This window comes from Streptomyces sp. NPDC102451 (assembly GCF_044765485.1).
Lineage (GTDB): Bacteria > Actinomycetota > Actinomycetes > Streptomycetales > Streptomycetaceae > Streptomyces.
In genome coordinates, this window is the sequence record NZ_JBIWKD010000007.1 from 39,513 (window position 1) to 53,484 (window position 13,972).

Annotated in this window: 14 protein-coding genes and 1 riboswitch; of the genes, 5 read left to right on the forward strand and 9 right to left on the reverse strand. The window is 72.2% G+C overall.

Annotation, left to right across the window (positions count from 1 at the left end; all coding sequences use genetic code 11):
• Window positions 1-159: 159 nt before the first annotated feature.
• The 4 genes from fxsA to ACIRD8_RS17885 all read right to left on the reverse strand — a co-directional run bounded on the left by fxsA (window position 160) and on the right by ACIRD8_RS17885 (window position 4,273).
• The gene (gene fxsA, locus ACIRD8_RS17870; protein WP_403991943.1) at window positions 160-753 is read right to left on the reverse strand and encodes an FxsA family membrane protein; all 594 of its coding nucleotides are present in this window, start codon (window positions 751-753) and stop codon (window positions 160-162) included.
• Window positions 754-822: 69 nt separating this feature from the next.
• Window positions 823-1,590, reverse strand: coding sequence for a polyprenol monophosphomannose synthase (locus ACIRD8_RS17875; protein WP_403991946.1), 768 nt, complete (start codon window positions 1,588-1,590; stop codon window positions 823-825).
• Between the two features lie 534 nt (window positions 1,591-2,124).
• Window positions 2,125-3,765: an amidohydrolase gene (locus ACIRD8_RS17880; RefSeq protein ID WP_403991949.1), complete on the reverse strand. Its 1,641-nt coding sequence runs from the start codon at window positions 3,763-3,765 to the stop codon at window positions 2,125-2,127.
• A 67-nt stretch (window positions 3,766-3,832) separates the two neighbouring features.
• Window positions 3,833-4,273 carry an Lrp/AsnC family transcriptional regulator gene (locus tag ACIRD8_RS17885; RefSeq protein ID WP_014157449.1) on the reverse strand — a complete coding sequence of 147 codons (441 nt, stop codon included), beginning with the start codon at window positions 4,271-4,273 and terminating at the stop codon, window positions 3,833-3,835.
• Window positions 4,274-4,476: 203 nt separating this feature from the next.
• On the opposite strand from ACIRD8_RS17885, the gene ACIRD8_RS17890 reads away from it, so the two are divergent.
• Window positions 4,477-4,896, forward strand: a complete 420-nt coding sequence (locus ACIRD8_RS17890) for a hypothetical protein (protein ID WP_403991952.1) — start codon at window positions 4,477-4,479, stop codon at window positions 4,894-4,896.
• 403 nt (window positions 4,897-5,299) lie between these two features.
• On the opposite strand, the gene ACIRD8_RS17895 is transcribed toward ACIRD8_RS17890, so the two are convergent.
• Complete coding sequence (locus ACIRD8_RS17895) at window positions 5,300-6,472, reverse strand: acyl-CoA dehydrogenase family protein (protein ID WP_403991955.1); 1,173 nt, start codon at window positions 6,470-6,472, stop codon at window positions 5,300-5,302.
• Between the two features lie 351 nt (window positions 6,473-6,823).
• On the opposite strand from ACIRD8_RS17895, the gene ACIRD8_RS17900 reads away from it, so the two are divergent.
• A complete protein-coding gene (locus ACIRD8_RS17900; RefSeq protein WP_403991958.1) occupies window positions 6,824-8,098 on the forward strand; it encodes a glycoside hydrolase family 18 protein in 1,275 nt (424 codons plus the stop codon).
• Between the two features lie 81 nt (window positions 8,099-8,179).
• Here ACIRD8_RS17900 and ACIRD8_RS17905 read toward each other — a convergent pair whose 3' ends face one another.
• From ACIRD8_RS17905 to ACIRD8_RS17920, 4 genes are all read right to left on the reverse strand, one after another.
• Window positions 8,180-8,323 carry an SCO1431 family membrane protein gene (locus tag ACIRD8_RS17905; protein ID WP_403991961.1) on the reverse strand — a complete coding sequence of 48 codons (144 nt, stop codon included), beginning with the start codon at window positions 8,321-8,323 and terminating at the stop codon, window positions 8,180-8,182.
• A gap of 224 nt (window positions 8,324-8,547) precedes the next feature.
• Window positions 8,548-9,570 (reverse strand): ABC transporter substrate-binding protein, encoded by a 1,023-nt coding sequence (locus tag ACIRD8_RS17910; RefSeq protein ID WP_403991964.1) that lies wholly within the window; start codon window positions 9,568-9,570, stop codon window positions 8,548-8,550.
• A 56-nt stretch (window positions 9,571-9,626) separates the two neighbouring features.
• The gene (locus ACIRD8_RS17915) at window positions 9,627-10,400 is read right to left on the reverse strand and encodes an ABC transporter ATP-binding protein (RefSeq protein ID WP_403991967.1); all 774 of its coding nucleotides are present in this window, start codon (window positions 10,398-10,400) and stop codon (window positions 9,627-9,629) included.
• A complete protein-coding gene (locus ACIRD8_RS17920; protein WP_403991970.1) occupies window positions 10,400-11,464 on the reverse strand; it encodes a FecCD family ABC transporter permease in 1,065 nt (354 codons plus the stop codon). The genes ACIRD8_RS17915 and ACIRD8_RS17920 overlap by 1 nt, the downstream gene beginning before the upstream one ends.
• 119 nt (window positions 11,465-11,583) lie before the next feature.
• Window positions 11,584-11,663, reverse strand: a riboswitch (cobalamin riboswitch).
• 188 nt (window positions 11,664-11,851) lie between these two features.
• On the opposite strand from ACIRD8_RS17920, the gene ACIRD8_RS17925 reads away from it, so the two are divergent.
• From ACIRD8_RS17925 to ACIRD8_RS17935, 3 genes are read left to right on the forward strand one after another with little or no spacing between them, the layout of a single operon-like run.
• Window positions 11,852-12,505: a TetR/AcrR family transcriptional regulator gene (locus tag ACIRD8_RS17925; protein WP_403991973.1), complete on the forward strand. Its 654-nt coding sequence runs from the start codon at window positions 11,852-11,854 to the stop codon at window positions 12,503-12,505.
• Between the two features lie 39 nt (window positions 12,506-12,544).
• Window positions 12,545-12,745: a ferredoxin gene (locus ACIRD8_RS17930; RefSeq protein ID WP_403991976.1), complete on the forward strand. Its 201-nt coding sequence runs from the start codon at window positions 12,545-12,547 to the stop codon at window positions 12,743-12,745.
• Window positions 12,742-13,947: an NAD(P)/FAD-dependent oxidoreductase gene (locus ACIRD8_RS17935; RefSeq protein ID WP_403991978.1), complete on the forward strand. Its 1,206-nt coding sequence runs from the start codon at window positions 12,742-12,744 to the stop codon at window positions 13,945-13,947. The genes ACIRD8_RS17930 and ACIRD8_RS17935 overlap by 4 nt, the downstream gene beginning before the upstream one ends.
• Window positions 13,948-13,972 lie beyond the last annotated feature (25 nt).

The window sequence follows — 13,972 nt, forward strand, 5'->3', positions numbered from 1 at the left end:
CGCGGGCCCGCGCGGGGGGCGGCTCCCGCGCCCGCGCCCCCCCCCCCCCCCCCCGCCCGCGGCCCCCCCCCCCCCCCCCGGCCCCCCCCCCCGCGGCTCTTCGTCTTTTCGTCCGTGCTCGCGTCCGTTCAGCCCGCGGCTCTTCGCCCGTGCTCGCGTTCAGGGGGTCAAGGGCGGGCGGTCCTGGCCGTCGTCGGGGCGGGGCCGTGCGGTCGTGCCGTCCTCGCGGATGACCTCGCCCTGCACCACCCTGCCGTCCGGCCGGTGGATACGGGCCTGCTGGAAGGCGTCGGAGAGGCCTCCCGGGGTCGCCGCCCTCATCCGGCGCTCCAGGGAGCGTTCCGCGTAGCCTCCGAGCACGGAGCGGACCGGGGGCAGCAGGAGCAGGAGCCCCGCGGCGTCGGAGATCACTCCGGGGATCATCAGGAGCAGACCGCCCAGCATCAGGAAGCCGTTGCCCTTGCTGCCGGAAGGCGCCGCGGCAGGCGCGGCGGACGCGCCGGGCTGCCCCGGCATCTGCTGGAGGGTCTCGGTGAGGTTGCGGAAGGCCCGCCGGCCCGCCCGCTTGATCACCGCTCCACCGAGCACGGCGCCGGCGACCAGGATCAGCAGCACGGTGAAGCCGTTCGCCGCGTCGGCCACCACGGTCAGCAGCCAGATCTCCAGCACCAGCCAGGCGGCGACGCCCAGCGGCAGAAGGGTACGGGCGCGTGAGCGCCGTGGACGGTTCGGAGGCGGGGTGCCGGTCGTCATGCTCCCAGTGTGCCTGTACCGGAGTGCGAGCGGCGTAAGGGGGTGATCATGGGGCCGCCGCGGGGGCGGTCAGGGGGCCTTGCGGCCCAGCACCTTGTTGGCCCGGCCGGTGATGCCCCAGCCGGTGACCCGCCACAGGGCCTCGACGAGGATGTCGCGGCTCATCTTGGAGTCGCCGATCTCCCGCTCCATGAAGGTGATCGGCACCTCGACGACGTGATAGCCGGCCTCGACGGCCCGCCGGGCGAGGTCGACCTGGAAGCAGTAGCCCTGCGAGGCGACCTGGTCGAGGCCGAGGCCGTCCAGGGTCTCGGTGCGGAAGGCGCGGTAACCGCCGGTGACGTCCCGCACCGAGAGGCCCAGCAGCATCCGGGAGTAGAGGCTGCCGCCGCGCGAGATCATCTCGCGGTGCCTGGGCCAGTTGACCACCCGGCCGCCCGGGACCCAGCGCGAGCCGAGGACCAGGTCGGCGCCCTTCAGCGCGGTGAGGAGCCGGGGCAGTTCCTCGGGCTGGTGCGAGCCGTCCGCGTCCATCTCGACCAGGACGCCGTAGCCGTGCTCGGAGCCCCAGCGGAAGCCGGCCAGATAGGCGGCGCCGAGCCCCTCCTTGCCCTTGCGGTGCAGGACGTGCAACTGACTGTCCGCGGCCGCGAGCTCGTCGGCGACCTTGCCGGTGCCGTCGGGGCTGTTGTCGTCGGCGACGAGGACGTCCGCTTCCGGGACGGCGGCGCGCACCCGGGCGACGATCAGCTTGATGTTCTCGGCCTCGTTGTAGGTCGGAATGATCACCAAGACTCTGCCGAGCGGGCCGAACTGCCTCTGACCGCCGTCGTTCACTACTGCCCCTTAAAGTCCGTACGCAGGTGCACACCATATCCAGCACGACGCGGCCGGACTCCGACGCGGTCACGGGGCGGCGTGTGACGCACGGACAGAAGCGTGGAACTCCGGGCAGAAGGGCACCACTGCGGATCGGGGCCCGGTGTCCTTCGGGCCGACCTGGGACCCGCTGGCTGCGGGTCGACCGAGAGCCGTTGTCTACTGAACCTCCGGGCCCCACCCGGGTCACACCTGCCGTCCGGACGAAACCTTCCCTCGCCCCCGAGGCGCGGGCGCTGAACCTGGCTGTCAGTGGTGGTGCGCCGGTGCGGCACACCGCCCCATGACCCAGCGGCGTTCGACGACTGCGTGGAGGTTTGACCGGTCGGACGTCCAGTGGTGGACCCGGCCGAACCTACCGGCCCGTGGGCGCTCCCTGTCAACAGTCGTTCGACCTGCTGTTTCTCCCCAAAATGCCAGGTCAGCGCCGAGGACTCGCAGGTCGTGGCAGAGTCTCCGCGCCATCGATCGGCGGTACGGAATGTCCTGACGTCACTCGTTCGGCCGCACGTAGACAGTTTGTCCGAAGACCACCGTCCGCAGGCAGACGGGAAGCTCCGCGCCCGGAGTGAGATCGGGCAGGCCAGGGGTGCCGGAGCGGGGGTCGGTGGACCAGCGCGCCACCCGGTCGTCCGGGGCCTGGACCAGCAGGTCTCCGGTGCGCCAGACGGCGTAGTCGGCCGGGGCGCCCGGGACGAGCACACCGCCGTCGTCCCGTCCCACGGCACGCCAGCCGCCCCGGGTGTGGGCGGTGAAACCGGCCCGTACGGAGACCCGGTGATCCGGTGTGCGGTGATGGGCGGCGGCCCGCACGGTTCCCCAGGGGTCCAGGGGCGTGACCGGGCTGTCCGAGCCGAAGGCGAGGGGCACGCCCGCGCGCAGCAGGGCCGCGTACGGGTTGAGGGTCGCGGCGCGCTCCGGGCCCAGGCGCCGGGCGTACATGCCGTCCGGGCCGCCCCAGGCCGCGTCGAAGGCGGGCTGGACGGAGGCGGTCAGGCCGAGCTCCGCGAAGGCGGCGACGGTCTCGGGGGTGAGCATCTCGGCGTGTTCCACCCGGTGCCTGGCGGCCCGGATCCGGGCGAGCCCGAGGGTCTCGGCAGCGGCCCTGACGCCGGCGACCACGGCGGAGACCGCCGCGTCGCCGATGGCGTGGAAGCCGGCCTGGAGCCCCGCCTCGGTGCACGCCGTGACATGTGCGGCGATCTGCGCGGCGTCGAGCCGGGCCGTGCCGGTGTGCGGGGCGTCGGCGTACGGCTCGTGCAGGAGGGTGGTGTGCGATCCCAGGGAGCCGTCGACGAAGAGGTCACCGGCCGCGCCGACGGCACCGAGTTCACGGATCCGGCGGGCGCCCTTCTCGTCCTCGACGGGCTCGGCCCAGTATCCGAAGACCCGGGGCCCCGGCCGCTCGGAGGCGAGCTTCAGCAGCCCGGTGAAGTCCTCCTCGTCGGAGATCTCGGGGCCCGCGCACTCGTGTACGGTCCCGATCCCGAGCGAGGCGGCGTGCTCCAGGGCGGCGCGCTGGGCCCGCGCCCGCTGCGCCGGGGTGACGGCGCCGTGGGCGGCCGCCCGCACCGCGTGGTGGGCGTCGCCGGTCAGGGGGGCGTCGGGGTGGTAGCCGGCCAGCCCGGTGACGCCGGGGACCAGGTCGAGGAGCGCCGTGGTCACGACGGCGGAGTGGACGTCCACTCGGGGCAGATAGAGGGCCCGGCCCCCGGCCGCCTCGTCGAGTTCACCGCGCGACGGGGGCCGCTGCTCGGGCCAGCGGGCGGCATCCCATCCATGGCCGAGGATCACCCCGGCTCCCGCGTCGCTGTTCGCGAACGCACGCACGAGCCCGAGGGCTTCGGCGAGCGTGCGCGCGCCGGAGAGGTCCAGCCCCGTGAGGGCGAGCCCGGTCGATGTGGTGTGGACGTGGGAGTCGGTGAAGGCCGGGGTGACCAGGGCCCCTTCCAGGTCGACCACCTCGTCGACGCCGCTCGCGAAGGCGTCGGCAGCCCCTTCGGAGCCCACCCAGGCGACATGCCCGCGTTCGACGACCATCGCGGTGGCGAACGGGTCGGCGGGGCTGTGGACGTCTCCACCGCGCAGCAGCACGGTGCGGTGTTCGCTCTGGGGGGCGGCGCTCTCGGTCATGGGACCAGTCTCGCGCCTGCCGGAACCGGTTCCTCCCCCGCCCCCTCCACAACGCCGGGGGCGCCCCTCAGACGCGCGGCGGACGCGCCTCGTAGGGCGTGGAGAGGACGACGGTCGTACGGGTGGAGACTCCGGCCAGCGTACGGATGCGGGTGAGCAGGTGCTCCAGCTCCAGGGGGCTGGAGACCCGCACCTTGAGGATGTAGTTCTCGTCGCCCGCGACGCTGTGGCACGCCTCCAGTTCCGGCACTCCGGCGAGCCGCTCGGCGATGTCGTCGGGCGCGCTCGGATCGAAGGGTTTCACCGAGATGAACGCGGTGAGGGGCAGGCCGACGGCCTCGGGGTCGACGACCGCGGCGTAGCCCCGGATCACCCCCCGCTGCTCCAGCCGGCGGACACGCTGATGAACGGCCGAGGTGGACAGGCCGGTGGCCTTGCCCAGGTCGGTGTAGCTCATCCGCCCGTCCTTGACGAGCAACTCCACAATCTGACGGTCCAGCTCCTCCATGCGGATCAACCTATGGCCCCGGGTCCCTCCAGGCACAGTCGTGGGAGCCCTGGAAGGGCATGTTCGAGGGGCATGTGATGAATGCCACAGGTTTACGCATCGGTAGCCGACGACCTCGCGGTTACGGCCGACTTCCCACGGGAAGTGCTTGCTGTGGCCGAGGCCGTGGCGCCTGGCCGGCCCACCCGAGGGGGGAAAGACCCATGCAGAGCCTGAAGCTCACCGGACGTACCGAACCGGATCCCGATGAGGACGCCTCGTACGCCGCTCCGGACGAGGACGCCGTTCCCGACGCGTACGACACCTTCGAGATGTACCGGGTGATCTGCCCGGACTGCGCCCAGCCGATCGCCCTGCTGGCGGACGAGGACGTACTTCCCGAGCACGCGCTGTGCCCCACGCCGTGGAACCCGTTCGTCCTCACCGTCTGCCCCGGTACGAACCGTGACGCCTCCCGGGCGCGTCCGGCCGACGAGTCGCTCGAGGCCCAGGAGCAGGAGACCGCGCTGCTGTTGACGCTCCCTCAGGGGCTCGACTGGCGGATGCAGCCGTTCTCGCACGCCGGCGGCCCGGGCTCGCGCCCCCTGCGGTACGTGCCGCAGACGCGGCGTCACGCCGCCTGACGGCTCCGCACCTCCGCGCGCACCACGACGGCCGGGCCGGCGTGGTGCGATCGGTCCACCGGCCGGCCGGTGGCCGCGACACCCGAGGAACGGGCGCGCGAATCGGCCGGGCAGTGACCCGTGACCCCGTAGCGGCGTTGGCTCTGTATGACCACGCTGCATCCAACGGCCGGCCCCGTCCGCCGCCGTCTCGCCGCACCGACGTCCGGAGAATCGGTTCCGCAGCCCGGGCCGCCGTCCAGGGAGCCGTCGGCCCAGTCCGCGCCGCACACCACCGACCCGCCCATCTACCGGGCCATGCTGCGTCATTGGGAGGGCACGGGCCGGACCCTGCCGGGCCGTCATGACCAGGAGTGGAACCGGATCATGACGACACCCGTGTGGTCGGACCGGCCCGTCCGGGTCAGCGCGTCTCGGGACCCGCGAGATGACGGGCGATGACCATGCGCTGGATCTGATTGGTGCCCTCGACGATCTGGAGCACCTTGGCCTCGCGCATCAGCCGCTCGACCGGGAAGTCGAGGGTGTAGCCGTAGCCCCCGAGGACCTGGACCGCGTCAGTGGTCACCCGCATGGCCGCGTCGGTGCAGAACAGCTTCGCCATCGCCGCCTGCCGCGAGAACGGCAGGCCCGCGTCGCGGAGCCGTGCCGCCTCCAGGTAGAGCGCCCGGCCGGCCTCGATCCGGGTGGCCATGTCGGCGAGCATGAAGCGCAGCCCCTGGAAGTCCGCGACGGGCCGGCCGAACTGGCGCCGGTCGGTGGCGTACCGGACCGCCTCGTCCAGGGCCGCCTGGGCGACACCGACGGCGCAGGCGGCGATTCCCAGCCGCCCCGAGTCGAGCGCGGACAGGGCGATGGCGAAGCCCTGCCCCTCGTCGCCGATGCGGCGGTCGCCGGAGATCCGTACGCCGTCGAAGTACAGCTGGGCGGTGGGCGAGCCCTTCATGCCCATCTTCTTCTCGGGCAGGGCGGCGTCGAGGCCCTCGGCGTCGCCGGGCACGAGGAAGGCGGTGATCCCGCGGGGGCCGTCCTCCCCGGTGCGGGCCAGCACGGTGTAGAAGTCGGCGATGCCACCGTGCGTGATCCAGGCCTTGGTGCCCGTGATCACCCAGTCCTCACCGTCCCGCACGGCCTTGGTGCGGAGCGAGGCCGCGTCGGAGCCCGAGGCCGGCTCGGAGAGGCAGTAGGCGCCGAGCAGGCCGCCCGCGAGCATGTCGGGGAGGTGGGCGGCCTGTTGCGCCTCGGTGCCGTACCCGGCGAGCGCGTGGCAGGCCAGCGAGTGGACGCTGACGCCGAGGCCGACGGTGAGCCGGGCGGCCGCCAGCTCTTCGAGGACCTGGAGATAGACCTCGTACGGCTGGTCCCCACCGCCGTGCGCGGAGTCGTACGGAAGGCCGAGCAGGCCGGCTTCGGAGAGCAGCGTGAAGACCGGGCGCGGGAAGTAGCCCGCTTCCTCCTCCTCGGCCGCCCGGGGAGCGATCTCCTTCGACACGATGTCGCGTACGAGCTCGACGAGCTGCCGGGACTCCTCGGTGGGCAGACGGCGTTCCACCGGCTGCTGGGCACGGTCGGACATGACGGCGCTCTCCTCCCTGTCGGGCGTGACGACGGTCGCGCGCGGGGTGTGCGCTGCACCGTCGGGTGGTCCCGGGCGATGCCCGGAAATCTACGGCTCCCCAGCCGATCCTGCCTTCCCGGATCACGGGAGGTGCTGGCCAGCGGCTGTGGCGCGTCGAGTATGCCCGATCGGAGCGCACGCGTCACCGGGTAGCGGGAGCCGCGATCAGGGAAATTGGTCCGAACCATTGACCCAACTGGTCTAGTCCTTCTACGGTCTCCCCCAATGCCTTATCGCGTCCATGCCAATTCCGGGTGGACGGGGCAGGCACCCCCCACACTCCCAAGCCCTCCCCCACGAGGAGCCACAATGACCGGACTTCACCGTCCCCGCGCCCGTCTCCGGGCGCTCGCCGCCACCATCTGTACCGCCGCGCTCGGCGCCGCTCTGCTCGGCGTCGCCGGTACGTCGTCCGCGGGTGCCGCCCCGGCCGCCTCCGACGCCTCCGCACCGGCAGCCGCCCATGCCGCACCCACCGCGGCCGGCGGCAAGGTGGTCGGATACTTCACCAACTGGGGTGTCTACGACCGCAATTACCACGTCAAGAACATCGAGACGTCGGGCTCGGCCGACAAGCTCACGCACATCAACTACGCCTTCGGCAACGTCCAGGGCGGCAAGTGCACCATCGGCGACAGCTACGCCGACTACGAGAAGGCCTACACCGCCGACCAGTCGGTCGACGGCGTCGCGGACACCTGGGACCAGGAACTGCGCGGCAACTTCAACCAGTTGCGCAAGCTGAAGAAGCTCCACCCCGACCTGAAGGTCATCTGGTCCTTCGGCGGCTGGAGCTGGTCCGGCGGCTTCGGTGAGGCCGCGAAGAACCCGGCCGCCTTCGCCGATTCCTGCTACGACCTGGTCGAGGATCCGCGTTGGGCCGATGTCTTCGACGGCATCGACATCGACTGGGAGTACCCGAACGCCTGCGGGCTGACCTGCGACACCAGTGGCCGTGACGCGTACGGCGAGCTCCTGTCGGCGCTGCGGTCGAAGTTCGGCGGCGACAACCTGATCACCTCGGCGATCACCGCGGACGGGTCCGACGGCGGCAAGATCGACGCGGTGGACTACGCGGGTGCGGCGAAGTACCTGGACTGGTACAACCCGATGACGTACGACTTCTTCGGCGCGTTCGCGGCGCAGGGGCCGACGGCTCCGCACTCACCGCTGACCTCCTACCCGGGCATCCCGACGGAGGGCTTCAACAGCGACGCGGCGATCTCCAAGCTCAAGGGCCTGGGCATCCCAGCGGAGAAGCTCCTGCTGGGCATCGGCTTCTACGGCCGCGGCTGGACCGGTGTCACCCAGGAGGAGCCGGGCGGTACGGCGACCGGGGCGGCCCCGGGGACGTACGAGGCGGGCATCGAGGACTACAAGGTCCTGAAGAACAGCTGCCCGGCGACGAAGACGGTCGCGGGCACGGCGTACGCCCTCTGCGGCAGCAACTGGTGGAGCTACGACACCCCGGCCACCATCGCCACGAAGATGGACTACAAGAACGAGCAGGGCCTGGGAGGCACCTTCTTCTGGGAGCTCAGCGGCGACACGTCGGACGGTGAGCTGATCCGGGCCATCAACTAGCCCCGACGGGGTACACGACCCGCAGGGCGGGTCAGGGGTGGGGTGCCGGGCGGGCGCCCCACCCCACCCGTCGTCCGTGGGTCACATCAGTCCGGCCTGGGTGACGAACATGGCGAGGACGACGACGAGCGTCCACCCCAGGACGTGCTCCAGGACCTTCGGCCCGTCCTTGGGCCCTCCGGTGCGGGCGCGGGCGCGGCGGTTCTCGGCTGTGGTCGCGGTCATGGCATCTCGCTCGGTCGGTCGGCAGTGGTCGTCCCCCGTGACCCGACCACAGTGCCAGCGGAGGCGGGCGGGGCGGTAGAGACCCGGGTCACAGCGGACGGGCTGCCGGGAGCCGGACAGCCCGCCCCTCCCCCGCTGCCGCACGGGAGCAGCCGGACCGCGGCGGTCCGGAGTGTGGGGGACACCACATGCCACAGCCCGGCCCCGCCCCGGCCCCGCTCCGGTCAGGAGCGGAGCTTCCTCAGCTCCGCGGCGAGTGAGCTGATGGCCGCCGGGTTGCGCGGGCTCTCGACGAGGTCCACGTAGTCGAGGACGACGATCCGGTCGTTCTTTACGGCGGAGACGTTCGCGAGCGGCTTGTAGGACTTCAGGAACGCCCGCTTCCGCTCAGCGGTGGTGTCCCCGTAGTTGTTGATCACGATGACCTCGGGGTCGCGGGCGATGACGGTCTCCCAGCCCACCGTGGTCCAGCTGTCCTCCAGGTCCTTCATGATGTGGTCGCCGCCGGCCTTGGTGATGATGTCGTGGGGACCGGCGAAGGCACCGGAGGTCAGGGGCTTGTCCTGGCCGTCGTCGTAGAGGAAGACCCGCGGCCGGTCGGCGCCCTCCGGGGCCTTGGCCTGCGCCTCCGCCACCTGCTTCCGGAACGAGGCGATGAGCGTGTCGGCCCGGTCCTCGACGTCGAAGATCCGGCCGAGATTCCGCAGGTCCGTGTAGAGCGCGTCGAGCGGTGCCATCACCCCGCGGGCCTTGCCCTGTCCGTTGCGGCACGACTCGCTGAGCAGATACGAGTCGACGCCCACCCGGTCCAGCGCGGCAGGGGTGAAGTCCTCGCCCTCGCTGAAGCCGTAGTTCCAGCCCGCGAAGACGAGATCGGCGCCGGCGTCCAGGACGAGCTCCTTGTTGATCTGCTCCTTCGACAGCCACTTCGCCTTCCGGTAACCGTCCTTCCAGGGGACGGAGGTCAGGTCCCCCTTGTCGTCGGGCATCACGTATCCGGCCATGTGGTCCTCGAGCCCGAGCGAGAACATGATCTCGGTGATGCCGACATCGTTGGTGACCACGCGCTGCGGCGCCTTGTCGTACGTCTTCTTCTCGCCGCAGTTCTCGACGGTCACCGGGTAGTGGCCGTCGGCCGCCCGGGCGCCGGCCTCCTCGCCTCCCCCCGAGGTGACGTCCGCCCCGCAGCCGGCGAGGGCGAGGGAGGCGGCGAGGACGAGCGCGGCAGGGCGTACGAGGTCACGCATGGCGGTGGGAACTCCTTGGGACGAGGACGAGAACGGAGAGGGAAGGGGACGGGGAGTCACGCGGCGGGGAGGCGGTCGAAGAGCAGCTGGACCGCGCCGGACTCGGGGTGCGGCACGCGGTGCGCGCGTACACCGAAGACCTCGGCCAGCAGATCGGGCGTGAGGACGTCGTGGGGCGCGCCGGAGGCGACGATCCGCCCGCCGTCGATGACATGGAGGAGGTCGCAGTGGAGTGCGGCGAGGTTGAGGTCGTGCAGGGCGGTGAGCACGGTCAGCCCACTGCCGCGCACCAGCGCGAGGACCTCCAACTGCTGGGCGATGTCAAGGTGGTTGGTGGGTTCGTCCAGCACCAGGACCTGCGGCTGCTGGGCGAACGCGCGGGCGATGAGGACCCGCTGCTTCTCCCCGCCGGAGAGGGTGAGGAAGCCGCGGTCGGCCAGATGGCCCGCGCCGACGTCCTCCAGCGCGGCCTCGCAGATCCGGCGGTCCTCGTCGGTGGCACGGGCCACCGCGCCCTGGTGCGGCTGGCGGCCCATGGCCACGATCTCGGCGACGGTGAAGTCGAACTCCGCGACCACCTCCTGGGGAAGGGCCGCCAGCCTGCGCGCGCTCTCACGGGCCGTCATGGTCCGCAGGTCGTCGCCGTCGATCCGGACCGAGCCGGCCGAGGGACGAAGCGCGCGGTAGACGCACCGCAACAGGGTCGACTTTCCACTGCCGTTGGGCCCGACGAGGCCGACGAGCTGCCCGCTGCCCGCTCGCAGCGTGACGTCCTCGACCAGGCGCGCACCGGCGGTCTCGACGGTGAGTTGGTCGATTTCGACCTGCATCAGACGCCTCCGAAGGTGTAGGTGCGGCGGCGCATGAGCAGGACGAAGCACGGCACACCGATGGCGGCGGTCAGCACGCCCACCGGGAGTTCGGCGGGCGCGAGCACCACCCGCGACAGGATGTCCACCCAGATCAGCAGGACGGCACCGGCGAGGGGCGCGACGGCCAGCAGGCGGCGGTGGTCCGCGCCGACCAGCATCCGTGCGGCGTGCGGGACCATCAGGCCCACGAAGCCGATCGCCCCGCTGACCGCGACGACCGCCCCGGTGACGGCGGCGGAGACGAGGAAGAGCTCCTTGCGCAGGCGTCCGGCGTCCACCCCCAGCGCGGCGGCGGTCTCGTCGCCCATGGCAAGGGTGTTCAGGCGCCGTGCCGACCAGCCGAGGTGGGCGAGGCCGCCGAGCACGGCACCGGCGGCGATCGGCACGGATGACCAGTTGGCGCCGCCCAGGCTGCCGAGCAGCCACATCATCGCGGACCGTGCCGCCTCGCCCCGCTCGGCTGCGAACACCATGAAGGTGGTCACGGCCGAGAAGCCGTAGTACATCGCGGTGCCGGTCAGCACGAGCCGGAGCGGTGTCAGGCCCCGGGCGGTCCGGGCGATCGTGTACACCAGCACCATGGCGAGGAGCGCGGAGAGGAAGGCCGCCGTGGACAGCGCCCAGACGCCGAGCGCCCCGAAGGCCCCGAAGATGAGCACGGCGTTGGCGCCGACGGCCGCACCCGAGGAGATGCCGAGGACGAACGGGTCGGCGAGCGCGTTGCGCACCATGGCCTGCACGGCGACACCGACGGCCGACAGGCCGGCCCCGACGACCGCGGCGAGCACGGAGCGCGGGAAGCGGAGCTCCCAGACGATGGTGTACGAGGAGACCTCGTCCGGGGCGATGGTCCCACCGGTCAGCCCCGCCCACAGGTGGTGCAGCGCCTCACCCCATGTGAGCCCGGACGCCCCGATCCCCGCCCCGCAGGCGAGGGACACCGGGAGCGCGACGCACAGGCCGGTCACGAGGAGGGGCAGAGGGACGCGCTTGGGCGGTATTCGGTCGGGGGGCGTGGCCACAGGCGGACAACTTTCGCCTCGGGCCGTGCCTACGTCATCCAAGGAGCGGCTCGGGACGCCAGGCGCCGTTCGCAGCGCCTCTCGCAGTCCACGGCGATCAACAGGAGCTTCGCCACCGCGGGTGATCGGGCTTACGGAACCGTGTGCCGGGTTCCGCCTACCGTTGCGGGTCAGCGCCGGATTTCGACCGGACTTCCCCCACGAGGCGTCTGCAGCCTAGCGCGTGCTCCGGGGCTCCCCGTCAGGGGGAAGCTCCGACAGGCGCAGCGCATGTTTCCGGCCACCACGGGCCGCCCATGGCACTCGATTAAGTCAGTCGATTGACTTAAACGGAGGGAGCGATGTCTAGTTGCCCGGGAAGGCGTACCCAGGAAGGCAGTTGAGGACATGGCGAACAGAACCGAGCCTCGCACCGGCCGCGGGGCCGGCACACGCGAGGCCATCATGGCGGCGGCCGAGCGCCTCTACGCCGAGCACGGCCTGTCGAACGTCTCCAACCGGCAGATCGGCGAAGCGGCGGGCCAGGGCAACAACACCGCCGTCAGCTACCACTTCGGCAGCAGGGCGACGCTCGTACGGGCCATCATGAGCAGGCACGGCGCCGAGGTCGACGTGATCCGCACGCGGTACGTGGAGGCCGCGGGCGACAGCACCGACCTGCGGGACTGGGTGCGCTGCTTCATGCGCCCGGTGACCGAACACAACGCCGCGCTCGGCGTCCCGTCCTGGCACGCCCGTTTCGCCGTGCAGGTCATGACCGATCCCCTCATGCGGGTGCTGGTGGCGGACGAGTCCCTCACCCGCGACAGCCTGCGCCGCACGCTCCAGGGTCTGGGCCGTTGCCTGCACGGCATCGTTCCCCCCGAGGCCCGCAAGGCGCGTGCCGACATGGCCCGTCACTTGATCGTCCACACCTGCGCGGAGCGCGAGTACGCCCTGGCCGAGGACCCGGCCGGGGCCGGCCCGTCCTGGGAGCGCACCGCCGACGCGCTGGAGGACGCGCTGGTGGGACTGCTCGCCGCGCCCACCACCCGCCGCTGAAAGACCGCCCGGAACCGACCCATCCCGGAAGGGGACACCATGAAGATCACTGTGGACGAGGAGAAGTGCTGCGGTGCCGGCCAGTGCGTACTGATCGCGCCGGAGGTGTTCGACCAGCGTGACGAGGACGGCATCGTCGTCCTTCTCGACGCCGCGCCCCCGGCGGACCGGCACGAGGGGGTCCGTGAGTCCGCCGACCTCTGCCCCGCCGCCGCCATCCACCTCCACGAGGACGTGTGAGCACGCCGTCGGGGGTGCTCGTCGTCGGGGCGGGCGCCGCGGGCCTGGCCGTCGTGGAGGGCCTGCGCCGCAAGGGCTACCGCGGGCGGATCACGCTGCTCGGCGAGGAGGCCGGCGTACCGTACGACCGGCCGCCCCTGTCCAAGCAGGTGCTCGCCGGGACGTGGGAGGCCGAGCGCACACACCTCCGTAGGCGTGACGTACTCGACGCCCTGGACGCCGAGTTCCTCCTCGGCGAGCGTGCGTCGGCCCTCGACGCCGCCACCCGTACCGTGCGTACGGCGGGTGGGGCGGAGCTGAATGCGGATGCCGTCGTGGTGGCCACCGGACTGCGCGCTCGCCGGCTGCCGGGACTGTCCGGGCCGGCTGGTGTGCACGTGCTGCGGACCCTCGACGACGCCACGCGGCTGCGCGGGGAACTGCTGGAGGCCAGGAGGGTCGTGGTCGTCGGGGACGGGGTACTCGGCGCGGAGATCGCCGCCACGGCCCGGCTCATGGGCCCCGAGGTGACGCTCACCGGTCCGCAAGCCGCGCCGATGCGGGCGCAGTTGGGCCATGAGGCCGCCGGACTGCTCGCCGCGCTGCACACCGGGCACGGGGTGCGCCTGCGCCCGGGCACGCTGGTGGACGGACTGGAGACGGCCGACGGACGTGTCACCGGTGTCCGCCTGGCCGGCGGGGAGACCGTCCCCGCCGACCTCGTCGTCTCCGCGGTCGGCAGCACTCCCGCCACGGACTGGCTGGCCGGCAGCGGGCTGGACCTGGAGGACGGCGTGGTCTGCGACTCCCGGTGCCGCGCCGCCGACGGTGTCCATGCCGCCGGGGACGTGGCCCGCTTCCACCACGAGGCGCTCGGCCGGTCCCTGCGGCTGGAGAACCGCACGAGCGCCACCGAGCAGGCGACGCTGGTCGCGGCGAACATCCTGGGCGAGGACCGCCCCTACCTCCCGGTCCCCTACTTCTGGACCGACCAGCTCGGCGTGAAGATCCAGGTGTACGGGCTGCCCACGGCCACCGCCACGATGCACGTCGTCGAGGGCGACCCGGCACGGGGCCGGTTCGTCGCCCGGTACGACGACGAGGGCCGCCCCGTCGCCGTACTCGGCTGGAACATGCCCAAGCAGGCCCGCCTGCACCGACAGCACCTCCTCGACCGGTACGCCCCCGCGCCCCGGCCCGAATCCGCTGCCGCCCCGCGGTGACCGGAAGCCCCCCACCACCGGAGAA